Annotated in this window: 21 protein-coding genes and 1 pseudogene; 7 read left to right on the top strand and 15 right to left on the bottom strand. The window is 65.9% G+C overall.

Features of this window, described 5'->3' with window-relative positions; all coding sequences use genetic code 11:
- Window positions 1-188 precede the first annotated feature (188 nt).
- From BLS85_RS01940 to BLS85_RS01915, 6 genes are all read left to right on the top strand, one after another.
- Window positions 189-1067 carry a D-amino-acid transaminase gene (locus BLS85_RS01940; protein WP_092781259.1) on the top strand — a complete coding sequence of 293 codons (879 nt, stop codon included), beginning with the start codon at window positions 189-191 and terminating at the stop codon, window positions 1065-1067.
- Window positions 1068-1111: 44 nt separating this feature from the next.
- The gene (locus BLS85_RS01935) at window positions 1112-1789 is read left to right on the top strand and encodes an HAD family hydrolase (RefSeq protein WP_245699038.1); all 678 of its coding nucleotides are present in this window, start codon (window positions 1112-1114) and stop codon (window positions 1787-1789) included.
- A 114-nt stretch (window positions 1790-1903) separates the two neighbouring features.
- Complete coding sequence (gene hfq / locus BLS85_RS01930) at window positions 1904-2158, top strand: RNA chaperone Hfq (protein ID WP_092781253.1); 255 nt, start codon at window positions 1904-1906, stop codon at window positions 2156-2158.
- A gap of 3 nt (window positions 2159-2161) precedes the next feature.
- Entirely contained in the window at window positions 2162-3529 is a 1368-nt protein-coding gene (hflX, locus tag BLS85_RS01925; RefSeq protein WP_425438455.1) for a GTPase HflX, read from the top strand.
- A complete protein-coding gene (locus BLS85_RS01920) occupies window positions 3526-3861 on the top strand; it encodes a hypothetical protein (RefSeq protein ID WP_245699037.1) in 336 nt (111 codons plus the stop codon). Before hflX ends, BLS85_RS01920 begins: the two co-directional genes overlap by 4 nt.
- A complete protein-coding gene (locus tag BLS85_RS01915; RefSeq protein ID WP_092781247.1) occupies window positions 3858-4646 on the top strand; it encodes an inositol monophosphatase family protein in 789 nt (262 codons plus the stop codon). The genes BLS85_RS01920 and BLS85_RS01915 overlap by 4 nt, the downstream gene beginning before the upstream one ends.
- Before the next feature lie 4 nt (window positions 4647-4650).
- Here BLS85_RS01915 and BLS85_RS01910 read toward each other — a convergent pair whose 3' ends face one another.
- From BLS85_RS01910 to BLS85_RS01900, 3 genes are read right to left on the bottom strand one after another with little or no spacing between them, the layout of a single operon-like run.
- Entirely contained in the window at window positions 4651-5370 is a 720-nt protein-coding gene (locus BLS85_RS01910; protein WP_092782108.1) for a polysaccharide deacetylase family protein, read from the bottom strand.
- Window positions 5360-6508, bottom strand: coding sequence for a glycosyltransferase (locus BLS85_RS01905; RefSeq protein ID WP_092781244.1), 1149 nt, complete (start codon window positions 6506-6508; stop codon window positions 5360-5362). The genes BLS85_RS01910 and BLS85_RS01905 overlap by 11 nt, the downstream gene beginning before the upstream one ends.
- Window positions 6509-6510: 2 nt before the next feature.
- A complete protein-coding gene (locus BLS85_RS01900) occupies window positions 6511-7617 on the bottom strand; it encodes a sulfotransferase family protein (RefSeq protein ID WP_176793257.1) in 1107 nt (368 codons plus the stop codon).
- Between the two features lie 328 nt (window positions 7618-7945).
- Between BLS85_RS01900 and BLS85_RS01895 the strand changes: the two genes are divergently transcribed.
- Complete coding sequence (locus BLS85_RS01895; protein WP_092781238.1) at window positions 7946-8848, top strand: LysR substrate-binding domain-containing protein; 903 nt, start codon at window positions 7946-7948, stop codon at window positions 8846-8848.
- A 90-nt stretch (window positions 8849-8938) separates the two neighbouring features.
- On the opposite strand, the gene BLS85_RS01890 is transcribed toward BLS85_RS01895, so the two are convergent.
- From BLS85_RS01890 to BLS85_RS01835, 12 genes and pseudogenes are all read right to left on the bottom strand, one after another.
- Complete coding sequence (locus tag BLS85_RS01890) at window positions 8939-9760, bottom strand: MBL fold metallo-hydrolase (RefSeq protein WP_342728875.1); 822 nt, start codon at window positions 9758-9760, stop codon at window positions 8939-8941.
- Between the two features lie 8 nt (window positions 9761-9768).
- Window positions 9769-10569: a TatD family hydrolase gene (locus BLS85_RS01885; RefSeq protein ID WP_092781235.1), complete on the bottom strand. Its 801-nt coding sequence runs from the start codon at window positions 10567-10569 to the stop codon at window positions 9769-9771.
- 3 nt (window positions 10570-10572) lie between these two features.
- A pseudogene (gene metG, locus BLS85_RS01880) lies at window positions 10573-12138 on the bottom strand (methionine--tRNA ligase); the annotation flags it as partial.
- A 36-nt stretch (window positions 12139-12174) separates the two neighbouring features.
- Window positions 12175-13374, bottom strand: coding sequence for a DNA polymerase III subunit delta' (locus BLS85_RS01875; RefSeq protein WP_092781232.1), 1200 nt, complete (start codon window positions 13372-13374; stop codon window positions 12175-12177).
- Window positions 13322-14011 carry a dTMP kinase gene (gene tmk, locus BLS85_RS01870; protein WP_245699036.1) on the bottom strand — a complete coding sequence of 230 codons (690 nt, stop codon included), beginning with the start codon at window positions 14009-14011 and terminating at the stop codon, window positions 13322-13324. The genes BLS85_RS01875 and tmk overlap by 53 nt, the downstream gene beginning before the upstream one ends.
- A 78-nt stretch (window positions 14012-14089) precedes the next feature.
- The gene (locus BLS85_RS01865; RefSeq protein ID WP_245699035.1) at window positions 14090-15259 is read right to left on the bottom strand and encodes a D-alanyl-D-alanine carboxypeptidase family protein; all 1170 of its coding nucleotides are present in this window, start codon (window positions 15257-15259) and stop codon (window positions 14090-14092) included.
- 124 nt (window positions 15260-15383) lie between these two features.
- Window positions 15384-16250: a septal ring lytic transglycosylase RlpA family protein gene (locus BLS85_RS01860; protein WP_092781226.1), complete on the bottom strand. Its 867-nt coding sequence runs from the start codon at window positions 16248-16250 to the stop codon at window positions 15384-15386.
- Between the two features lie 193 nt (window positions 16251-16443).
- On the bottom strand, window positions 16444-17712 hold the full coding sequence (locus BLS85_RS01855; RefSeq protein WP_425438462.1) for a lytic murein transglycosylase: 1269 nt from the start codon (window positions 17710-17712) through the stop codon (window positions 16444-16446).
- 166 nt (window positions 17713-17878) lie between these two features.
- Window positions 17879-19117 carry a hypothetical protein gene (locus BLS85_RS01850; protein WP_143027058.1) on the bottom strand — a complete coding sequence of 413 codons (1239 nt, stop codon included), beginning with the start codon at window positions 19115-19117 and terminating at the stop codon, window positions 17879-17881.
- A gap of 99 nt (window positions 19118-19216) precedes the next feature.
- Entirely contained in the window at window positions 19217-21028 is a 1812-nt protein-coding gene (recJ, locus tag BLS85_RS01845) for a single-stranded-DNA-specific exonuclease RecJ (protein WP_245699034.1), read from the bottom strand.
- Window positions 21025-22080: a class II fructose-bisphosphatase gene (glpX, locus tag BLS85_RS01840; RefSeq protein WP_092781218.1), complete on the bottom strand. Its 1056-nt coding sequence runs from the start codon at window positions 22078-22080 to the stop codon at window positions 21025-21027. Before glpX ends, recJ begins: the two co-directional genes overlap by 4 nt.
- A 78-nt stretch (window positions 22081-22158) precedes the next feature.
- On the bottom strand, window positions 22159-23451 hold the full coding sequence (locus BLS85_RS01835) for a homoserine dehydrogenase (protein WP_092781215.1): 1293 nt from the start codon (window positions 23449-23451) through the stop codon (window positions 22159-22161).
- Between the last annotated feature and the right edge of the window lie 4 nt (window positions 23452-23455).

Below are 23455 nucleotides of genomic sequence, written 5' to 3'. Positions count from 1 at the left end.
CGGAACGGATCGCGACGACGATTTGCTCAGACATCAAAAAAGCTAGGGCGCGTTGGATGACTCCAAACGCCCGCAACGCGCCCTAGGCCCCGACCGCAGGGCAGACCTGTCATCTCGGCATTTCATCGCGGCCCGATCTGGTCTAGATCCCGATCATCCGTCCCGTCCATCGGAACCCCGGAGGCTTCATGTCCCGCGTCGCTTACGTCAATGGCCGATACCTGCCCCACGCCGAGGCCGGGGTACATGTCGAGGATCGCGGTCTGCAGTTCGCGGACGGGGTCTACGAGGTGATCGCCATTGAGGGGGGACGCCCCATTGATCTCGGCGGACACATGACCCGGCTTGAACGGTCTCTCCGGGAACTGCGCATGACCATGCCGATGCCGCCCCGCGCCATGCGGTTGGTTATGCGCGAGGTGGTGCGGCGCAACGCCGTGCGCATCGGCATCCTTTATCTTCAGGTCACGCGCGGGACGTACCGCCGCGATCATCCCTTTCCGCCCGCAACCGTCGCACCCACGCTGGTGATGACCGCCCGGTCCGGGGTTCGGCCAACGTCGGCCATGGTGGAAAACGGCATCGGCGTCGTCACCGTGCCGGATCAGCGCTGGGCGCGGCGCGACATCAAGTCGGTGTCGTTGTTGCCGAACGTCATGGCCAAGCAGCAGGCCAAGGACGCCGGTGCCTACGAGGCCTGGCAGGTGGACCGCGACGGCTTCGTGACCGAGGGAACCTCGACCAACGCGTGGATCGTCACCAAGGACGGGACCCTGGTCACGCGCCCACTCAATCACGACATTCTGGCGGGCATCACGCGCGATTCCGTTCTCACGTTGGCCGCACAGGCCGGACTGACGGTGGAGCAGCGGCCCTTTACGGTGGAGGAAGCCAAGGCGGCGCGCGAGGCCTTTATTTCCAGCACGACGGCGGCCGCGCTGCCGGTGGTGCGCATCGACGACGCCTCCATCGCCAACGGCGCGCCGGGCAGCATCACCCGCCAATTGTGGGATCTGTACGAGGCCCACATTGCGAGGGCCGGCGCCGAGGATTGGATCGGATCATGAACGGAACCGCATCCAGTCCCACGCCCGCACAGGACGATTCGGCCGTGTCTCGCCTACCTGCGCCGCGCGCCATCCTGTTCGACTGGGACAACACGCTGATTGATTCCTGGCCCTGCATCCACCGGGTGGTGAACGAATGCATGGCGCATATGGGCCATCCGCTGTGGACCCTGGAGGAAACCAAGCACCGCATCGGCCGGTCCATGCGCGATACCTTTCCCGAGATGTTTGGGGATCGCTGGGAGGAAGCTCGCGATGTTTTCCTGGCGGCGTTCCGGGCGGTCCACCTGGACATGCTGACGGTTCTCGACGGCGCTGAGCCGATGCTGCGGGGGCTGGCGACGCGCGGCATTCCGATGGGGCTGGTCAGTAACAAGACCGGAAGTCTGCTGCGCCGGGAGGTTCAGGCCCTGGGGTGGGAGTCTCTGTTTTTCGCGCAGGTCGGGGCAGGGGACGCCGCCCGCGACAAGCCGGCCATCGAAGCGGTCGAACTTGCGCTCGGCTCGGCACCCGGCGCTGTCCGACCCGGTGCGGACGTCTGGCTGGTCGGCGATTCGCCGACGGACATGGCCTGCGCCCATGCCTGCGGGCTGACACCGATCCTGTTGCGGCCCTGGGCTCCGACAGCGGACGAGTTCGGCCCCGATCAGCCCCTTGTGCATCTTTCCAGGGGCGACCACCTGTTGGACGTGGTGGACGATCTGCGAGCCATGGCTTCCTGATTCGCCCGTCCGGAACCGGGTGGATCTGGAGGCGCCGTGAAATGGTAAACGCGCAACGCAGAACCTCAGAACAAGAACCCAAAGACAAATAACACAATAAAGAGGAGGCTCGGCATGCCGCAGGAAAAACCCCAGAACGTTCAGGACGTTTTTCTGAATCACATTCGGAAAAGCAAGACGCCTGTGACGGTCTTTCTGGTCAATGGAGTCAAGCTCCAGGGCATTGTTACTTGGTTTGACAACTTCTCCCTGCTCTTGCGCAGGGATGGTCATACGCAGCTTGTTTATAAACATGCAGTTTCGACCATCATGCCCAGCACCCAGATCCAGCTCTTCGACTCCAAGCCCGAGGATGGGACCGAGGCCTGATCCGTGGGCAACAAACCGTTCGAATACGAAGGGCCGCCGGCACCGACCCGGACCCTTGTGGTTCATCCCGATGTGCGAGGCGCGGCGACACCAAGCCAGACGCGCCACCCGTCCACGCGGTTGGAAGAAGCGGTTGGGCTGGCGGCCGCGATTCATCTCGACATTGTCGTGGCTGAAATCGTGCCGGTGACCAAGCCGCGCCCGAGCACGCTTCTGGGCGGCGGCGCGGTGGAACGGCTCGGTGCCCTGATTCGGGACGAAAACCTGGAGGTTGTCATCATCGACAACCACCTATCGCCGATCCAGCAACGCAACCTGGAGCGTGCCTGGTCCTGCAAGGTGATCGACCGAACCGGCTTGATCCTGGAGATCTTCGGCGAACGCGCACGGACGCGCGAGGGCCAGCTTCAGGTCGAATTGGCGCACCTGTCCTACCAGCGCAGCCGTCTGGTGCGGAGCTGGACCCACTTGGAGCGGCAGCGCGGCGGGCTGGGATTCATCGGCGGCCCCGGTGAGTCTCAGATCGAGATTGACCGCCGTCTGATCGGCGAGCGGATCGTTCATCTGCGCAAGCAACTCGACGAGGTGGCCCGGACCCGTGAGTTGCACCGCGCGGCGCGGCGGCGCGTACCCTATCCCATCGTCGCCCTGGTGGGGTACACCAACGCTGGCAAGTCCACCCTCTTCAATAGACTGACCCGGGCGGACGTACTGTCTCAGGACATGCTGTTCGCCACGCTGGACCCGACCATGCGCGGTCTGACGCTGCCGTCCGGGCGGCCGGTGATCGTGTCCGACACGGTGGGCTTCGTCTCCGATCTGCCGCATGAGCTTGTGGCCGCGTTCCGGGCCACGCTGGAAGAGGTGATGGAGGCGGATATCATCGTGCATGTGCGCGATGTCTCGTCGCCCGACCATGATGCCCAAAAGGCCGATGTCGAGGCGGTGCTGCGGGAGTTGGGCGTCGGAACGGCGGTGGATGCCGGGCTCGTCGAAGCCCTGAACAAGACGGACCTCCTGGACGGGGAGGGTAGGGCGGACCTAGCCGCCTCAATCCGCAGCGACCAGCGGCAGATTGCCATCTCGGCGGTGACGGGGGAGGGGGTCGACGATCTTCTGGGCGCTATCGACCATGCTCTTGCGGCCGGCCGCGTTGAAATGGAGATCGACGTGGACGTGGCCGACGGCGCCACCTTCGCCTGGGTCCACAATCGCGGCGAGGTGCTGTCGCGCCATGACAACGACGCCCGGGTCCATCTGCGGGTCCGCCTGGATCCACCGGACGCGGATCGGCTGCGGCGCCGCCTTGGTCTTGATCCGGTCGAGCCCGGGCAGACCAATGCGGCGCCGTCCGGTGCCTGGGTTCCGTGACCCTTGTCGCGCGGACCAGTCTACTAGTAGACTGGCGGACCCAGGATCGCGCGGGGACATCCATGGCCACCACCGAATCGCAACGCCGCTGGCGCGGCAAGAACCATCTGGTCAAGCGCCAACTTAATGTGATGGCGCGCGGCCTGATTCACGAGTATCTCGACGAGATCGCCGCCACCGGAGACCTGCGGGGCAAGGGGGAGGCGGTCACCTTCAGTGCCTTCGCCGTCCGCCTGTTGATGCAACAGGCCGAGTATGATCCGGACGCGGCGCAACGCCTCGCCAATCTGCGCGAGACCTATCATCGCGACCGGGATCTGTATCAGGGATGAGTTGCTCCGTTTCCATCAGCGCCGTGGCGGACATCATGCGGGAGGTGGCCACCGCCGAGGTCCTGCCCCGGTTCCGCAACCTGTCGGACGCCGATATCCGCGCCAAGACGTCTTCCCAGGACCTCGTGACCCTGGCCGATCTCGAGGCGGAGCGCGCCCTGGGACGCCGACTGCCGGACCTGTTGCCCGGCTCTGTCATGGTCGGCGAGGAGGGGGTTTTCGCCGATCCCGGTATTCTCGACCGCATCAACGGTGAGGCGCCGGTCTGGGTGGTCGATCCGGTTGACGGGACTGGGAACTTCGCCCGGGGGGACGCCACCTTTGCCCTGATCGTGGCCCTGGTCCACCGGGGGGAGACAGTGGCCGGTTGGATCCTCGACCCGGTGACCGGGCGACTGGCCGTCGCCGAGCGTGGCGGCGGCGCCACGCTGGACGCGATCCCGGTGCGGATCGATCCGGATCCCGGTGACCTGAACGACCTCCATGGGACCGCGTATGGTCGGCGGGGCAGGGCGTTGAAGGGGCGGGTGCGGCGTCTTCATTTCCTGGGCAGCGCGGCCCATAGTTATCTGCGTCTGCTGGAAGGGCGCTTTCACTTCGCCGCCTATTCCCGGCTGATGCCGTGGGATCACGCCGCCGGCGTCCTGATGTGTTCCGAGGCCGGGGCGGTCAGCCGGCTGATCGACGGCACGCCCTACACGCCCGGACTGCGCCAGGGGGAACTCCTGACGGCGCCTTCCGAAGCGCTATGGAACGAGATCGCCGCGAACCTTCAACCGCGATAAGCGGTCACGCCTGGACGGACACATCCCGGCCGAAGGTGGCGATCACGCGGCGCAGGTCCCCGGCCAGCCGGTACGACAGATCGTGGGGATGAATGGCGACCCGCAGCGGCGTGCGCCAGAAGCGTGCATGCCCGTGGTTCAGGGCGTTCCACACCCGCACCGGGCCGACCCGCCAGATCGTGTCCGCCTCGTATCCGAGCATCGGCACCGGCCGCCAGCGCCCCGAGGCCGCGTCGATCAGCCCGGTGAAGACCTCGTAACGGTCGAAGGGCAGGGCGCTCAGCCGATGGCGCGGGATCGCTCCAAGCGCCCAGGCCGGCGGGACGTAAAGTGTCGGAGCCGGCAGACCGTGGTCTCCGAACCACGCATGGCACCGGGTCACCAGGTCGGCGATGCCGTCGGCGTCCAGGGCCAGATGTTCCGCCACATCGCGCGAAATCAATAGGCTGTGCAGACGGTGCCATGGTCCCCGGATGCGGCTGATCCGGTGGGTCCAGCCGTGCCCGGCCAGACGGTGCCCGGATCGGGACCAGTCGAGCAGGCGCTCAATCTGGTCGGTGCGCCAGTCCAGGCCGGGAACCACCAGAAGATCCACCGAACCGACGCCATGCCCGGTCAGCAGGGACAGCAGATCCGCGACGCTGTCCATCGTGTCCGGCATCACGTCATGGATGGAGACGATGGGGGAGGCCCCCGTCGGTGTGGTCTCTCGTTCAGGCTTCATCCCGGGACCCGGCATGGTCGGACAGCACTTTCAGCCAGCCGTCGATGGCCCAGGCGTTCATTTCCCGCGCGCCATCCGCGCCCATCTCCGCCTTGCGGCGTCGGATGGTGGGATCAAGACTGGCCACCCGGGACAGCGCATGGGCGACCGTTTCGCCGTCGCCGATGCGGAACAGGGCGCGGTCCAGCATCGGCCATTCCGTGATGCCGCAGTGGGCGGATACCAGGACATTGCGGCCCCGAGCGAGAGCCTCAAGCGCGATGGTGCCGAGGCTTTCGACATGCGACGGCAGCACCAGCACGTCGCACCCATCCAGCAGAGCCGGCAACTCGGCGCGGGGCAGCCAGCCGGGCAGCCGCAGATTCGAGAGCGTCTGGCTTTGTTCCTCAAGACTGGGGCGCATGGGGCCGTCACCGACGATGGTGAATTCGATATCCGGCAACTCTCGGGCCGCGTCGACCACCGCTTGCACGTTCTTTTCGGGCGCCAGCCGGCCGGCGAACACCACGCGGGTCACCGCGTCCGGCAAGGCTTGGGGAGGTGGATCAATGAACGAGCGCGGAATCGGCGTGCCCATCAATTCCACCGAGTCCGCGCCCAGATCGCGGGCGGCATCGGCCATGGCATGGGAGTTGGCCAGAACCACGGCGCCCCGTTCGAACAGAAACCGATTGGCCATGCGCATGTAGGAGCGGGGGATCACGCCCAGGGCGCTGCTCCAGTACAGATCGGCCAAGCGTTCATAGTGGGTATGAAATCCAACCACGAGCGTCGCCCTCAGCCCGCTGGCAAGGCGGGCACCCAGAAGGCCCCAGGGTCCCGGCGTGGGCACGATCACCGCGTGCGGCTGCAGGTCCTGCAACCGTCGACGCACATTCATCAGATTGGGCAGCCACAGCTTCTGCGTCGAGTCCCCGGGCATGGGCAGGGCCACGCTGCCAAGACTGTCGTCCTCGCCCGGCCCCAACACCATGACTTCCGCCACATGGTCGCGCAGATGCTCGACCAAGTCGGTGTAGTAGGCACCGACCCCGTTGCGCTCCGCCTCCGCGTCGGTCACGACGGCAAGACGCCAAGGACCGCGTCGCTGGACCCGCCCCTCACCGGATGGGCTGGAGGACGAGGAAACATTGGACATTGTTACGGTCCCTTCTGTCCGACCGGTACGGACGGTGCTCCCACGGGCATGGCCGGAGCCGTATCCTTGCTGTCCCCCTCTCGATCCTGGACTGTTCCGAAGATGGCCGCAATGGCCGATTCATCCAGTCCGAAATCAGCGGCCGCGTAGGTGTGCCCGGACCTGTAGGCGCGGGCCTCACGCGCCTCGTCCTCCAGCCGATCCGCGAACGCCTCCGTCATTGGCAGACCGAGCCTTTCGTAGACGCCGCGCACGGTTCCCACCAAGTCTTCCTTGAAGTGCGCCATGTCCAGGGTGACATGACGGTCGCCAGCGGGGAAGGGCAGGTGGGTGTTCAAATTGGTGTGATAGACCCTTAGGACTTCGATCATGCGTGCCGTGAATACCCGACCGCCCGGATCACTGTCGAATACAGCCACACCGCCCCGGATGGAGGACAGCTGGGACGGCACGACGGCTCTGGGATCACGGTGACAGCGCACGAACCGGGCGTCGGGAAACGTCTCGCGCAGGGCGCCGGCCATGCCGGCGAACGCGGCGTTCTTCGACAACAGGCGCTTGTCGGGACCGTGCACATACAGGTGGCGTTGCAGGAGGCGACGGTAGAAGGTCATCAAACGCCGTCGACGCGCCTCTGGCATGTCCCGGTCGAACGTGGCCATCGTCCACAGCGGTTCGGCCATGGGGAAGGGGATGACCAGGACGAAACAGGCCATCACCGGCAGAAGGGCCAAGTAATCCTCTTCGGGCGCCGAAAGGTCCATGGGGTGGACCGAATCGAGCCCCCCGAACACCCGCCGCTCGACCAGACCCAGCAGGCGCCCGAGCGGACGCCCCACGGCGCGATCCGCGCGCGCCAGCCCAAGCACCAAGCGTCGCTGGGTGATCGACGGCGCCAGGAAGCACTCCCAGGTGCTGAAGGTCGTCATGTTCGGGTCCCGGGCCAGAACCCGGTGCATCAATGTCGTGCCGCTGCGGGGGATGCCCAACACGAAGAGCGGCTCCTTGACGGGCACACGGCGGTAGCCCGGAAACAGAATCTCGTCGAGCAGAAAGCCCAGCCAGTGAATCAGTTGCGCCGCCGTGAACACCGGCACGAACGCCACCATGACCACAACCCGCCGGATCGAAGGCACACGTTGACCGGGGGAGGGGCGTATCGCCGCGGCAAGGATGCTCACGTACCGCGCCAAACTGTCGCCCAGGATCCCAATCACGACCACCCCGCTCCCCTGATTGCTGTCCCGTGTCGCCCGGACGTCAAGGGAGCAGGCAGACGCGAGGGTGTCAACCGCACCGCGCAACATCCTCTGTCAAAATTGCGCGAGGAAAATATTATGGTCCCCTGTCACAAAATAATAATTTGTTATGGTCCTACCATCAAAATAGTCAGGGTGGCTTCAGACTGAAACACGTCAGACCCTAAAGGGTGTATCCGTGGTCGCCACGTTCGGACAACTCAAGGCATTCAACGCCCTGGCACGGACCGGCAGCTTCACCCGAGCGGCCCGCAACCTCGCCGTCAGTCAACCCGCGATCACGGCGCAAATCCGCCGCCTTGAGTCTGACCACAAGGTGGTCCTTTTCGAACGCACCGCAGGTGGCGTGCAGTTGACGGCCTTGGGGCGACGGCTGTTCCGGATCACCCAGAATCTTGACGACCTGGAAGAGGCCGCGTCCATTCTGTTGGGGGGAGGGGACGATGTGGTTCCGCAATCCCTGCGGATCGCGACCGCCTCGCCCCAGGTCTTCATGCCGGTCGCGGCCGCCTTCTCAAGGCGGTATCCCGATGTGGAACTCGACATCGCGGCCGGAAGCACCGGAGACGCCATCCGACGCCTGATTGACCGCGAGGCCGATATCGCCCTGACCCCGTTGTTGCGGGCCGATGAACGCCTTGATCACATTGTCTTCCTGCGCCACCGATTGGCCGCGCTGGTGCCAGCGGATCACGCCCTAGTGAAGCACGAGGCCGTGTCGTTGAGCGAGGTCGCCGCCGAGCCCCTGATTATGCGTCTCGGCCTGTCCACCACCCAGAAGATGGCTGACAGGGCTCTGGCCATGCATGGCTTGCGCCCCCGGCCAATCCTGCGACTTGAAACCCGTGAAGCCGTATACGAGGCCGTGGCCAATCACCTTGGTCTCGCGCTCGTTCTTGAACACGACGTGCCGCCCGACCCGAGATTTCAGGTCGTGCCCTTTTTTGACTCGGACGTTACGGCGGAGGAATCGATCGTCTGGCTTCGCAGCCGTCGGTCCTTGGGCCAGATCCGGGATTTCATCGACGTGGCCGAGGGCATGAGCACAGGGAACAGGATCCCGCAGCGGCGAAAAAGCTAAAACATTCAACGAGGTTGCGGTTGCCGCCTCGATACGATTGTCGCATAATGTATATTATGAATAGCAATCCGGCCCGGAAACGGATGGCGTCTATCTACTCGTAGGCAGAGCCGCAACATCCGGCACGTCAACGACCATTCCATCGAATGCCGGCTCGACATACGGCGGAAGCGCCCGCCTCAAGGCCTCGTAATCCAGGCCCAGGCCGAGATGGGTCAGAATCACCCGACGCGGTTTTACGCGTTTGGCCCATTCGAGCACGCGGCCCACATGGGCATGGGTCGGATGCTCATCCCAACCGATGCATCCAACGATCCAGGTGTCGATGCCTTCCAGTGCCCCGAACGCGGCGTCGTCCAGGGTCTCAACGTCGGTGCTGTACGCCAGTCCGGTTCCGAACCGGAACCCGAGCGTCTGCATGACCTTATGGTCCTGCAGAAACGGAACGATCCGCATGTCCCCGGCCTCGAACGGGCCGTCAACGACGTGGGGCACCAGGAGCGGCTTGAAAATCCAGCGGACACCCTCCGGCTGTGGTGTCAGGACGTAGGGAAACCGGTCCTGGATGACCCTTAGGGTGTCCGCGTCGGCGTGGATGTCCAGGGGTCCGCGCATCGCGCGGTTGACCTCGCGGAGATCGTCGAGGCCGTGCAGATGATCGGCGTGGGCATGGGTGTACAACACTGCCGCCAGGGCGCTGACGCCAGCATCGAGAAGCTGTTCCCTCAGGTCCGGCGTGGTGTCCACCAGGACCGGAGGCGCGCCCTGCCCTGCCTCGGACTCAACCAGAATGGAAGCCCGCCGCCGCCGGTTGCGTGGATTGGTGGGATCGCACCGGCCCCAGCCGTTGGCAATGCTGGGAACGCCGGGCGCGGCGCCGCACCCGAGAATGGTTGCGCGCAATGAGACCACCGTCGGCGTTATTCCGCCGCCGCCACGGCCGCCGGGCGACGGGCCTTGGTGAACAGACGGAAGAAATTGTCGGTGGTGGCGCGCGCCAACTCGGCCTCGGAGACGCCCTTGACCTCGGCCACCGTTGCCGCCGTGTAGGCCGTAAACGCCGGTTCGTTGCGCTTGCCGCGCTTGGGAACCGGCGCCAGATACGGCGCGTCAGTCTCTACTAGTAGATGGTCGAGCGGGAGGGCCCGGACGGTTTCGCGAAGAGCTTCCGCCTTCTTGAAGGTGACGATCCCGCTGATCGACACCATCATGCCAAGTTCTACTGCTCTTTCAGCGAGTTGCGCGCTTGAGCTAAAGCAGTGTATAAGCCCTGGAAAGGCCCCTTCGGCCTGTTCTTCTCCCAGAATCCGCACGGTGTCCGTGTCGGCGTCGCGGGTGTGGACGATCACCGGCAGGCCGCTTTCCCGCGCCGCGCGGATGTGCTGGCGGAAGCTGCGTTCCTGGGCGTCGCGCGGGCTGTGTTCGTAGAAGAAGTCCAGACCGGTTTCGCCGAAACCGATCACCTTCGGGTCGTCCGCCAGGGCCATCAGCGTCTCGGCAGAGGTTTCGGGCTCCTTGCCGGCCTCGTGCGGGTGGATGCCGACCGTGCAGTCCACGCCCTCGAACCGGCGCGCCACCGCAAGCACCCGCTCAAATCGCGTGACATGGGTGCAAATGGTCAGCATATGGCCGACGCCGGCCTGCCGTGCCCGCGCCACCACCTCGTCCAGATCCTCGGCGAGATCCGGGAAATCCAGATGGCAATGACTGTCAACGAGCATGGCTCAGGCCTCTGTTTCCGGCTCAACATACCGGGGGAAGATGCCCTGGGGCTTAGGCAACGGCGCGCCCGGCACCAGTGCCCCACCCTCACCCAGGGCCGTGAAGTCACGCGCGTCGGAGGGAACGCCCAGTTGGTCGAGCATCCGCGCCGCCGAGTCCGGCACCACCGGCTGGATGAGAACCGCGACGTGACGGATGGTCTCGGCCAGCGCCCAAAGGACCGTGGCCATCCTCGCCGGATCGGTCTTGCGCAGCGCCCAGGGTGCCTGCCGGTCCACGTAGGCATTGGCGGCGCGCACCACAACCCACAACGCCTCCAGCGCCTCATGGAAGGCCTGCCGGTCGATGGCGGCGCGCACGGCCGGCAGAAGACCCCGCGCCTGTCCCAGCAACGCGGTGTCCTCGTCGGTCAGCGGCCCCGGCTCCGGCACCGCGCCCCCGCAGTTCTTGGCGATCATCGACAGCACACGCTGGGCCAGATTGCCCAAGTCGTTGGCCAACTCGCCGTTCATCCGGTTGACCATCGCCCGATGCGAGAAATCACCGTCATTGCCGAACGGCACCTCGCGCAGCAGGAAATAGCGCACCTGATCCAGGCCGTAGCTCTTCACTAGGTCGTAGGGGTCGATGACATTGCCCAGGGACTTGGAGATCTTCTGCCCCTCGTTGGTCCACCAGCCGTGGGCGAACACGCGCTTCGGTGGCTCCAGCCCGGCGGCCATCAGGAAGGCCGGCCAGTAGACAGCGTGAAAACGCAGGATGTCCTTACCGACCATGTGCAGATCGGCCGGCCAGTGGGTGGCATATTCGCCCGTCTCCGTCTCCGGATAGCCGACGGCGGTGATGTAGTTGGTCAGGGCGTCGAGCCAGACGTACATGATGTGGTCGTCGTCGCCGGGCACGGGAATGCCCCAGGAAAACGTCGTCCGCGACACCGACAGGTCGTTCAGGCCGCCCTTGACGAAACTCATGACCTCGTTGCGGCGGCTGTCGGGCGCCACGAAATCGGGGCGGCGCTCGTACAGGTCCAGCAGCGGTTCGGCCCACTTGGACAGGCGGAAGAAGTAGCTCGGCTCCTCGACCCACTCCACCTCGGCACCGCTGGGCGCCCGTTTCCGGCCGTCCGGCCCCGTGGTCAGTTCGTCCTCGCCGTAGAATGCCTCGTCCCGCACGGCATACCACCCGGCGTAACTCCCCAGGTAGATTTCGTCGCGCTTGATCAGTTCGTCCCACAGCGCCTGACAGGCACGGGTGTGACGATCCTCCGTCGTGCGGATGAAATCGTCGTTGGAGAAGTTCAGGGCCGCCGCCAGATCGAAGAAGTTCCGCGACACCATGTCGGTGAAGGTCTGGGGGTCCATCCCCTTGGCCTGGGCGGATTTCTCCACCTTCTGCCCGTGCTCATCGGTGCCCGTCAGGAACTTGACGTCATAGCCGTCCAGCCGCTTGAAGCGCGCCATGACATCGCAGGCCAGGGTCGTATACGCATGCCCGATGTGCGGACTGTCGTTCACGTAGTAGATGGGCGTCGTGATGTAGAACGGGGGACGGCCCGACATGGACATTGGCTCCGAGTCAAAGAGGGGCTGACCGCACTGGTCCGGTTACGACCGCGCCGCCGCGCGGTCGATCAATGAGAGAACAGCCAGTGCGGCATGCTTGCGGTCCAGGTTGACGGCGTCGGCCCGGTCCAGCAGATGGTTCGTCTTTTCCCACACGGCGATCCAGCGATCAAGGGCGCCGGCCTCGCACAGCCGGCGCATCAAGGCCCCCTCCCCGTCCTCCGACCCGGGGTCGGGCGCGGTGCCGACGGCTCCGGTACGCGTCAACCGCGCCAACCAGCCGGGCACGAGGTCCCGGAACAGATGCCAAGCCGTCTCGTCCTTGGCGACCCGATCCCCCAAGGCATGGCATCGCGTCACATCCATGCGCGGGGCCTGCGCCACCAGAGCCATGACCTCGCCATGAAGATCCAGCCCCCCCGCGCGGGCCAAGCCAAGCGCTCGCCCGATGCTGCCCCGCGACAGCCCCACCAGGGTCTCCCGCGCCGTTTCGTCCAAGTCCGGCCGGTATCTTGCGAGCAGCTCCCGCATCACCGGCTCAGCCAGGGGGCGCAGCGCCAGACGGCGGCACCGCGACGGAATTGTCGCCGGCAGGCGCGCCGGGTTGTGCGCCACCAGCAGCAGCACGGATCGGCGCGGCGGTTCCTCCAGAACCTTCAGCACGGCGTTGGCGGCATTGCGGTTCATCTCGTCGGCGGCATCGATCACCACCACGCGCCACCCGCCCTCGGCCGGCGTCAGGGACAGGAAAGCTCCCAGATCACGGACATCCCCGACCACGATCCCGTCGCGGCGACGCGGCTCGCGGCCGGCCTCGATATCCTTCTCGGCCTGTTTTTCATTGGCGAACCCGCGCTCGATCACCCGCAGGTCGGCGTGGCTGCCCGCGCGCACCCGGTGGAACACGGGATGGTTCGGGTCCAAGGCGAGACCCTGGGCTAGAGCGGGTGTGGGCTCCGGATCGCCGAACAGCCCGGGGCCGTCGTCCGCCGCCGCGCTCCTTCCCGTCGATCCGTCGGCCAGGATAAACCGGGCCATCCGGTAGGCCAGAGTCGCCTTGCCGATGCCCCTCGGTCCTGTCAGCAACCAGGCATGGCTCATGCGCCCACCGGTCCAGGCCCGCAGCACGGCACCTTCCGCCTCCTCCTGTCCGAAAAGGATGGAATTCTCGCGCGGGGCCGGCTCGTCCTCAGTCGAGCCCCTCGACGGGTTGTCGGCCGTCGTTCCCCTGCCCCGCACCATCGGCCGCGTCCTCCTCGCTCGCCCGTCCCTCGACAACCTCGGCATCCAGCGCCCAGGACCGCATGCGCTCCCTGACAACCGAAAGCACCCGGGCGGCCACCGTGTCCTCATCGCCGTCGGCGTCGACAAGCACGCACCGTTCCGGTTCCCGCCTGGCAATGGCCAGGAACCCGAGATTGACCCGGTGGTGAAAATCCCGATCCAGGATCTCGAACCGGGTCACGACCCCACGAGAGCGGGCCCGCGCCAGCCCCTCGTCCGGATCCATGTTGAGAATCAGCGTCAGGTCGGGCCCGAACGGTCCCGCTGCCAAATCATAGAGATACTCCAGGTTTTCCAGGTCAACCCCGTGGCCGTGTCCCTGGTAGGCGGTCGTCGAATCCACGAAGCGGTCGCAAACAACCCAGGCTCCCTTGTCGAGGGCCGGCCGAATCGTATGACGCAGATGGTTTCGCCGGGCCGCCGATACGATCAACGCCTCGCTGATCGAATCCCAGCACTCCGCAGGCGCCTCCAGAAGGACGTTGCGCAACCGTTCCGCGCCCTCTGCGCCCCCGGGTTCACGCGTTTCCACCACCGAAAGCCCCTGCTCACGCAAGACCTCTGCGAGACGGCGGGCCTGGGTGGACTTTCCCATGCCTTCGCCGCCTTCAAACGTGATGAATCGCCCGCGCGGTGTCGTCATGGCCCAGCCCATTTCACCCCCGGTCAGATGTCAAGTTCCGCCGATGGCCGTCGAACCCTCGGGCTCGGGAATCACCAGCCCGAGAACAATGTGCCGCAAGGCCGCGAACATCCGGTTGACGATTCCCATGCGTTCGACATTGGTCCCCGCCTGCAGGGGAAAGGAGATCGGCTGGATATCCGGCGCCTCAATGACCAGGGTGGCGATTTCCTGACCCCGCGCTATGGGTGCCGGGATCGGGCCGTCGTAGCGGACCAGGACCTTCATGGTCCGGCGCGCGTTGCGTGGCAGGGTCACGGTCAGCCCGTCCGGCAGCACGAGGGGAACCGTTTCCGTTTGTCCGAGCCAGACTTCCGCATCCGAGACGGTGGCGCCAGGTTTGAACATCTCCACGTTTTCGAATGTTCTGAACCCCCAAGACATCAAACGTTCCGATTCCTCAGCACGCGCGCGCGTGCTTTCAAGGCCATTGAGAACCAGGATCAGCCGCCGCCCGTTGTTCTGGGCCGACGCAGTCAAACCATAGCCGGCGACACTGGTATGGCCAGTCTTCAGGCCATCAGCGCCGACATTCTTGTACAGTAAGGGATTCCGGTTATGCTGTGTTATCCCGTTATAACTGAATTCCTTTTCGGAATAGTACGGGTAGTATTCTGGAAAGTCTGTGATGATGCGCTTGGCCAAAGTGGCCAGATCGCGCGCCGTCATCGAATGTTCGGGGTGGGGCAAACCGGTTGAGTTCTGGAAAACGCTGTGCGCAAGGCCGATCTCCGGCGCCCGCCGGTTCATGGAGTCGGCAAAGGCCTCCTCGGTCCCCGCCAGATGCTCCGCGACGACGATGCAGGCATCGTTGCCGGACTGGACGATGATGCCACGCAGCAGGTCTTCCAGGCGAACCGACGAATTCGGGTCCAGAAACATGGTGGAGCCACCGCTGGCCGCGCCGCCCTTCTGCCAAGCGTTCTCACTGACCGTGAAGGTATCGTCGAGCGACATCCGCCCCGCCTTGAGCTGCTCGAACACCATGAAGGTGGTCATCAGCTTGCTCATGGACGAGGGCGGCATGGGGTCGTCGGCGTTCTTCTCCAGCATCACAGTGCCAGTGTCGAAGTCCATCAACAGGGCTTCTCGCGCCGTGGTCTCAATCGCCTGTGCCGGACTGACCCCGAGCACACCCAGGACTGCGACCAGCGCCACCACCACGGCAACCCGGGCACGAGCAGTGCACCGCCGCCGGAGTACTTCATTCTTTGCATTAAAAATCATAGCCAAGCCATTGAGGTAGAGACAATTCGCGGCCGGCCCTAGCGTTTCGATGTGCCGGTCAGTCGGCGACAAGACGAGCCTCAGGATACCCCGAAGCCTGAACCTGCTGCAACAGCCGCGCCGCATCGCGCGTGTTGGGAAGGGGTCCGATCCTCACCCGGGTCAAGGGGCGGCCATCCTGAAGTGTTTGTGAGAGATGGGCCGGGCCCAAAGCGGACAAGCTTGAGACCACCCGACGGGCGTTGATGGTGTCGGAAAACGCACCCGCCTGGATGTACCACGCATCGGCGCTGGCCATGACCGTCGGAGCGCGGCCGGGACCGGGATTGGGATAGACGGTTGCCATCTGGAAGGTCGGCGCCGCGACCGGCGGCGGGGCCGACGACGGCGCCACGGGCCCGCCGCCGGTCCTGAGCGCCAGGCTTTCCTCGGCCAGGATGGTCACCCGAACCGGGGCTTTGCCCCGCCGTCGGAAGCCCAGAACCTCCGCCGCCCTCTTGGAGACATCCAGGATCCGATCCTTGGCAAACGGGCCACGATCATTGACCCGCAGAACCACGGTTCGCCCGTTATCCAGATTGGTAACCTGTACCATGGACGGCAATGGCAACGTCCTGTGGGCCGCCGTCAGGGCGTTCTCGTCAAAGCGTTCACCGTTGGCGGTGCTCTTTCCGTGAAAGCCCGGTCCGTACCAGGAGGCGACACCGGTCTCATTGTAGGCCAGATCGTCACGCGGCACGTAGTGCTGACCGTTGATGGTGTAGGGGTCACCCACCTTGAAATGCCCCGCCTGCGACGAACTGTCCGTCGTGGCGTTGGAGAGGGATTTCGCCGCATCGATGGTCAGCGTGGTTTCTGCGCAGCCCGCCATGCCCAGGATGGCGGCCAGAACGAACAGGGGTGCGGTCAGGGGACGTGCCGTCATCGGTCGTGCGCTCTCCTCGGCCGGCCCCCACCGCGAGACCACAGAGGCAGGTCTCGCCAAGCCCGACTCGCCTACCTGCGACAAAACCTAGTAGGCCCACGGCCGGACGGGGGCAGCATCTTGCTTCTGGGGGGCACTGTACCGTTGACCGCCCCACCCCGCAAGAGGCACGCGCCCATCACAGTGACGGACTTCAGTTCGACGCCGATCCGCCGGCCACGCGCCGAACATGGCTCAGCAATGCGGGGTCCGCGTGCCCATCAGCCGGCACACCCTGCGCGGCCTGGAACCGACGGATCGCCGCCCGGGTCCCTGGGCCGACGAGCCCGTCGATGGGACCGGCCTCAAGCCCGAGAAGATTGAGCAATTGCTGGAGTTCCCTGACTTCCAGGTGCCGCAACGGGGCCGGGTCGCGGTCAAAGGCTCCCACAAGGGGTCCGCCTCCCGCGATGCGGTCGGACAACTGCCCCACGGCCAGGGCATAGAAGCTTGAGTTGTTCCACCGCATGATGACCCGGAAGTTGTCGTAGACCAGGAACGCGGGTCCCTCGTGCCCGGCCGGCAGCAGCAGCGACGCCGTCATGCCGGGAACCACCGGCAAGGGGCCGCCATCGGCCCGGAGCACGCCCAGGGCCGCCCACTCCGCCAGCGGTTTGCGGATGTCCAGGTCCGACTGCGTCAGGTCGAATCCCGGCGCCAGCCGCACCTGACGGCCCCAAATCTGGTCTGATCGCCAGCCCAGGTCGGCCAGAAAGTTCGCGCCGGAGCCGAACGCGTCGGTCAGATCCCCCCAGATATCCTTGCGCCCATCCCCGTCCGCGTCGACGGCGTGATCGCGGAAGGTGGTCGGCATGAACTGCATCTGTCCCATGGCTCCAGCCCACGAGCCCGCCATCGCATCCGGACTGATATGGCCCTGATCGATGATCTCCAGGGCCGTCAAAAGCTGTTCCCGGAAGAACGCCCCGCGCCGGCCATCGTGGGCCAGGGTCGCCAACGCCTCGATCACATTGAAGCCACCGAGATTGCCTCCATAGTTGGTTTCCACGCCCCAGAAGGCCACAAGAACGGCGGCCGGCACTCCGGTCTGGGCCGAAATGCGGTTCAGAAGCGCCCCGTGGCGGGCGAGCATCGCCCGGCCGTCTCGAATGCGGTCCTCTGAGACGGCGCGATTGAAATATCCCCAGAAGGTGCTGGTGAATTCCGGCTGGCGGCGGTCAAGTTCGACCACGCGGGGATTCGGCGTCACGTCCCTGAACGCCCGGTCCAGGGTCGCCTCGGAGACTCCCCTGGACCGGGCTTCCGCCTTCAGACCCCGAAGCCAGACTGAAAAGTTCACCCCTCCTTGCGCAGCGGGCTGCGGTTCCGCCCCGGGCTGCGCCGCGATGGGGGGCGGGACCGGTTTCGAGGGTGGGGCCGGGGCCTGTGCACAGGCCGGCAGGGTCAATGTGAGCAGACACACCGCAAGAACGCCGATCCCACCGCCACCGCGTAGGTGGGAACGGTGGCGAGATATGGAACGCGACATGTTGGCCCTCCGCAGCTGACACCTGCACTATGAGGATTATTCCGCACGGCGCCATATCCGTCCACCGGTCCACGCGGTTGCGGTTTCGATCACGGCGGCTCTACAGGTTTTTGGCGAAGTGCTCGGGTGAAGACCGCCAAGCCTTAAATATGACGGGCAGACGGTTTTCAAAGTCATCGGGCTCGTTGGGATCCGTTTTCAGCATCGTGGCCTTTTGCATGAAGATGCGCGCCAAACGAGGGTTGCCCGGAATCCCGAACACAGCATCGAAATCCTTGGGGTCCAGCACGGATTCCGCCGCACGCAGGAAGGGCGCGATCTGGCGCCGTTCAAGATGGCTCACCATGCCTTCAACGCTTTCGGGGCTCATGCGGTCGAGATGAGAGGCCATCTCAACGATGTCGGCGATGTTCTTGGAACGCAGGCTGTCGATCCGAGAGGTTTCGACGAACACCTTCCAGAATCGGGCGCCCATGTGTTCGTGCAGACTGGACAGAAGGCGGCCGTATTCGTGCTGGCCGGCATGGACCACGCCCTTGGCCGCCCGTGGTTCCGTATCCAGCATCTCACGGGACAGATCGCCGGTCATGCGCTGCGCTTCGTTGAAATCCTCGCGGCCGATACGCAACAGGGACTCCAGATCCTCCGGGCGCCGCAACCGCAGCAGCCCCTCTCCAAGTTCCTCGACCAAGGACCGGGGCAAGGTCGCGTAATAGGGTATCAGCTTGACCTGCCAACGAAATCGCAGGAACGGCGCGATTGTTTCATAAAATGCGTCGGCTCCGCTTTTTTGCTTCTTCCGTTTTTTTTGCGGTGGTTTTTTGAGGGGCTTGCCCTGCCACAGGCGCGTGACAAGATCGAACAGTCGGTCCAGCATCTTGGCGTTGACGATGCTGTCGTCCCGTTCACTGTGTTCCTTGACGTCACCAAATTTGTCGCCGTGGGTCCGAAAGTACTTCTTCGCCGTGGTCCGGATCACAAGCAACCGGATGTCCTTGATGGAGCGGCCACAGGATAACGGTTGCGTCTCATCGCTAACCGGGTGCCCTGCCTCATCGACGAGCAGATGGCGGAACAGGTCAGGCTGCTTCTCGAAGAACACCATGCACCCCTCGACCAGATCCGGCGACGCCAGAACATCCTGGTACGAATACGGTTTCAGCTTCGGGAGCACCGAACGGTAGACGTCCAGCACCGGTCCGCTCAGCGCCTCGTTGATGGTATGAATGACGCGTGCCTGCTCCGCTCGATGGCGGGCCTGATCATCCATGCCGGATGAATCCGAGGGACCTCGCGCCTCTGGTGGCGCGGCGGCGGGCCTGTTGGGCATTTCGGTCATGAATCCCTCTGCCTGCCCGTGGTCGGATCGCCGTTCCGGCCGACCTCGCAACACGATAGCCGATCCTGGCCGTGGCCGAAAGACGCGGCCCCCGAAACGTTATCGCGCTGTGGCCAGATCGGTAATCACGATTTGCGGCTCCGCCTGACCGCGCCATCGATCCAGCCGCAACGTTCCGGCGACATGGACCACGGATCCGGTCGCCGTCAGGAGTCCTTGCCCCAGATCGTTGTCCGCCGCGCGGAACGCAATACCCTTGAGCCGCCCTCCCGCGTGCCCGCCCAACCGGCACCGGACGTGCCCCATTCCGACCACGTCCGCGAACAGCACGCGGGCATCCGCGATCACGAACACCGGCTCTGGATTGCCGGATCCGAATGGAGCGACGCGATCCAGGTGGCCAATCAGCGCTTCCGTGGCGCCCTCAACGGCCAAGGTTCCGTCGAACTCAAGGCTCGGGTCGGGAAGCCCCCCCTCGCCCACCTGGTCCCGCAGCCGCGCGACCAGAAACGCGCGGAAGGCCTCAATCCGACCCGGATGCAGGCTGAAGCCGGCAGCCATCGCGTGCCCCCCCCCGAGGGTCAGCAGACCCGCCTCCCGCGCCGCGATCACCGCCCGCCCCAGGTCGACCCCCGGGACGGAGCGACCCGAGCCTTTCGCTTGGTTGCCCTCGACGGTCAGCACACAGGCCGGCAGGTCATAGCGCTCCCGGAGGCGGCTGGCGACGATGCCCACGACGCCCGGATGCCACCCGTCACCCACGGCCATGACCAAAGGCGGCTCATCCGGTGCAAGCGTGCCCTCCACTTGTTCGACGGCCTCCAGCAGGACCTGGGCCTCGATCTCCTGTCGGTCGGCGTTGACCGCGTCGAGCGCTTCCGCCAGCCGGCGCGCCTCGTCGGGATCGTCCGTGCTCAGCAGTCGCGTCCCCATGGACGAGTCCCCGACCCGCCCCCCGGCGTTGATCCGGGGACCCAGGACGTAGCCGAGATGAAACGCCGTCAGCGGCGGTGTCACCCTCGCCACGTCGCACAGTGCGGCCAGACCCGTATTGCCCCGCCGGGCCGCGACGCGCAGCCCCTGGGACACGAATGCCCGGTTCAGGCCCGTCAGCGGCACGACATCGCAGACGGTTCCAAGGGCGACGAGATCCAACAGGCCCATGAGATCCGGCTCCGGCCGCGGCCCGTCCGGCCCGTCGTACCAGCCGGCCGCCCGCAGCGCCCGGTTCAGGCCGACCACGAGAAGAAACGTGACCCCCACGGCGGCGAGATCAACATGCGGCGTACTTTCATCGCGCCGCTTCGGATTGATGAGGGCCACGGTCGGCGGCGCGACGTCCCCCGGTTCGTGGTGGTCCACCACCATCACGTTCAGCCCGGCGTCGCGCGCCGCCGTCAACGGTTCGACCGCCGTGGTGCCGCAATCCACGCAGACGCAGACCGCCGCCCCCCGCTCTCTGAGCGCCAGCAAGGCCGGCGTGTTCGGACCGTAGCCTTCCGCCATCCTGTCGGGGATGTAAACGACGACATCGGCCCCGACGGCTTGCAGAAAGCGCCGCAGCAGGGCCGATGAGGTGGCGCCGTCCACATCGTAGTCGCCAAACACGGCGATGGTCTCGCCGCGCTCGACGGCTTTCGCCAGCCGACCAACGGCGCTATCCAAGTCCTGTAGATGACTGGGGTCAGGCAGCAGGTCCCGCATGGTGGGGGTCAGGAACCCCGACGCCGCCTCCAACGTGACGCCGCGTCCCGCGACCACCCGGGCCGCGATGTCAGGCAGGTCGAAGCGTTGCGACAGGGCCTCCACCAGCCGGTCGTCGACCGTCCGGAGGCGCCAGCGGCGGCCCAGGACCGAACGCTCCACACCCAACAGAGCGGTTGCCTCCGTCACGGCCCCGGATACCGTCACGCCGGTTCGTCCGCACCCGGGAGGCCCAGCTTGCGCCGCAAATCGTGCCGAGCCTCAATCCGTCTTACCGTGCCCGACTTGGTGCGCGCTACCAGAGAGTGAGTCGAGGCCCCGCCGGGCCACTGGCGGACCCCGCGCAGAACCGGGCCGTCTGTGATTCCGGTGGCGGCGAACATCAGGTCGCCTTTCACCATGTCTTCCAGGGCCAGCGTTTGCGTGGGATCGGCCAAACCGACCTTCCGGAAAGCGGCCCGGTCGGCATCCGAACGCGGCAGCGGGCGCCCCTGCATCCAACCGCCCAGGCAGACCATGGCCGCCGCCGACAGGATGCCCTCCCGCGCGCCGCCGCTGCCCATCAGCATGTCCACGCCGCTGTCGGGCTCGGTGGTCGCCATGATTCCGGAGACGTCGCCGTCCTGGATGATGCGGACGCGGGCGCCCGCCTCCCGCACCGCCCAAATGATGGCCTCGTTGCGGGGGCGATCGAGGATGCAGACCACCAGATCGCCGGGCTCCTTGCCCCTGATCCGGGCCAGGGCGCGCACATTTTCGCCGGGGGGCGCCTCGATGTCCAGGACACCCGCCGGCACGCCAGGGCCGACGGCGATCTTTTCCATGTACAGACCCGGGGGCATGGCGAGGAAGCTACCGGTCTCGCCCAAAGCCAGAAGCGACAGGGAATTCGGCATGCCGGTTGCGCAGGTGGTGGCGCCCTCGACCGGTTGCGCGGCGATCTCCACGCTGGGGCCGCTGCGGGTTCCCACGGGCATGCCGTCTCCCAGGCCCCGGGTATCGCCGGCCCCGGACTCGGTGTCCCCGTCGCCGCCATCGTCCGGGTGGTCATCGCCGATCATCACCCGCCCGGTGATCCCGACCCCGTTCAGGGCCATCCGCATGGCCCGGCTGGCGGCGTGCACAGCGGCCCGCTCATCACCGCGCCCCATGAAGCGGGAGGCGGCCAGCGCCGCGGATTCCGTCACCCGCGCCATTTCCAGGGCAAGATTGCGTTCCAGAACGTGATAGGGCTCGTGGTCCGACTCTCGGGGTGTCATGGCGCGGGGCCTCCAACCGAAACATCGGCCACCATACCACATCGGCGCGGCGCCGGGGACGCACCGCCCCTGCCCTTCTCAGAGGTCTTCAATGCGGATCATGCAGGGCGGCTCGACCACGGCGTCGATATCGGCGATGTGAGCGAGCACGCGTATCGCGGCGGCCTCAACCGTGGGATGCAGGGTCATCACCACCGGGACGATCTCGCCGGGCGCATGACCGCGCTGAAGGATGGACTCCATCGACACCTGCGCATCCCGCAGGGCGGTCGCGATCTCGGCGAAGACGCCGGGCCGATCCAGCACCATCAGCCGCACGTAGTAGGCGCCAATGTGGGTATTGATGGACGCCGCCGCGCTTTCGGTCAAACGATCCACGGGAACACCGAAGGTCGGCGCCCCGCGACCGGCCGCCATGTCCATGATGTCTGCGACAACGGCGGAAGCGGTCGGCCCCGCGCCGGCGCCCCGGCCCTCCAGCTTGGCGCGGCCGACGTGGTCGCCTTCCACCACGACGGCATTGAACACGCCGTCCACGGAGGCAATGGGGCCGTTCTTGGGCACCATGCACGGATGCACGCGCTGCAGAATCCCGTGCTCGGTCTCCTCCGCAACCCCGAGCAGCTTGATCCGGTAGCCGAGTTCATCGGCATGGACGATGTCCATGGCGGTGACGTGGCGGATACCCTCCATGGACACGGAGGCGAAATCCACCGGGCGGCCGAACGCCACGCTGGTCAGAAGGGCGAGTTTGTGGGCGGCATCAATGCCGTCGACGTCGAAGGTGGGGTCGGCCTCGGCGTAGCCCAGGTGCTGGGCCTCCTCCAGCACGTCCTCGAAGTCGCGCCCTGTCTCCTCCATCGTGGTCAGGATGTAGTTGCAGGTGCCGTTGAGGATGCCGTAGACGCGACGCGCCCGGTTGCCGGCCAATCCCTCGCGCAGGGCCTTGATGATCGGAATACCGCCAGCCACGGCGGCCTCGTAGGCCAGATGCACCCCGGTCGCCTCGGCAGCCCGCGCCAGCGCCGTGCCGTGCATGGCCAGCAGCGCCTTGTTGGCCGTCACCACGCCGCGCCCGGCCTCCAGAGCGGCCTGCACGGTTTCCCGCGCCACGCCATCGGAGCCGCCGATCAGTTCCACGATCACGTCGGCGTCGGCCTCGCGAGCCATGGCCACCGGATCATCGTACCACGTCGCCATGGAGACATCGCAGCCCCGATTGCGCAGCCGGTCGCGGGCACTGACGGCCGTGATCTCAATGGGACGGCCGCACCGGGCCGCGACGACGCGCGCATGCTCCTGCAGAAGCTGCACCGTCCCGACCCCGACCGTGCCCAGACCGGCGATGGCAATCTTCAACGGCGCCGCCATAATT

Origin of the sequence: Rhodospira trueperi (assembly GCF_900101965.1) — a bacterium.
Classification (GTDB): Bacteria; Pseudomonadota; Alphaproteobacteria; order Rhodospirillales; family Rhodospirillaceae; genus Rhodospira; species Rhodospira trueperi.
This window is presented reverse-complemented; position numbering and strand designations above follow the sequence as displayed.

What these genes read in the sequence shown, in the direction of transcription:
- BLS85_RS01940 (WP_092781259.1), top strand. Translation starts at nt 189, where the DNA reads ATGTCCCGCGTCGCTTACGTCAATGGCCGATACCTGCCCCACGCCGAG.
- hfq (WP_092781253.1), top strand. Translation starts at nt 1,904, where the DNA reads ATGCCGCAGGAAAAACCCCAGAACGTTCAGGACGTTTTTCTGAATCAC.
- BLS85_RS01915 (WP_092781247.1), top strand. Translation starts at nt 3,858, where the DNA reads ATGAGTTGCTCCGTTTCCATCAGCGCCGTGGCGGACATCATGCGGGAG.
- BLS85_RS01910 (WP_092782108.1), bottom strand. Translation starts at nt 5,370, where the DNA reads ATGAAGCCTGAACGAGAGACCACACCGACGGGGGCCTCCCCCATCGTC.
- BLS85_RS01905 (WP_092781244.1), bottom strand. Translation starts at nt 6,508, where the DNA reads ATGTCCAATGTTTCCTCGTCCTCCAGCCCATCCGGTGAGGGGCGGGTC.
- BLS85_RS01900 (WP_176793257.1), bottom strand. Translation starts at nt 7,617, where the DNA reads ATGGTGGCGTTCGTGCCGGTGTTCACGGCGGCGCAACTGATTCACTGG.
- BLS85_RS01885 (WP_092781235.1), bottom strand. Translation starts at nt 10,569, where the DNA reads ATGCTCGTTGACAGTCATTGCCATCTGGATTTCCCGGATCTCGCCGAG.
- BLS85_RS01875 (WP_092781232.1), bottom strand. Translation starts at nt 13,374, where the DNA reads ATGGTGCGGGGCAGGGGAACGACGGCCGACAACCCGTCGAGGGGCTCG.
- tmk (WP_245699036.1), bottom strand. Translation starts at nt 14,011, where the DNA reads ATGGGAAAGTCCACCCAGGCCCGCCGTCTCGCAGAGGTCTTGCGTGAG.
- BLS85_RS01860 (WP_092781226.1), bottom strand. Translation starts at nt 16,250, where the DNA reads ATGACGGCACGTCCCCTGACCGCACCCCTGTTCGTTCTGGCCGCCATC.
- BLS85_RS01850 (WP_143027058.1), bottom strand. Translation starts at nt 19,117, where the DNA reads ATGACCGAAATGCCCAACAGGCCCGCCGCCGCGCCACCAGAGGCGCGA.
- glpX (WP_092781218.1), bottom strand. Translation starts at nt 22,080, where the DNA reads ATGACACCCCGAGAGTCGGACCACGAGCCCTATCACGTTCTGGAACGC.
- BLS85_RS01835 (WP_092781215.1), bottom strand. Translation starts at nt 23,451, where the DNA reads ATGGCGGCGCCGTTGAAGATTGCCATCGCCGGTCTGGGCACGGTCGGG.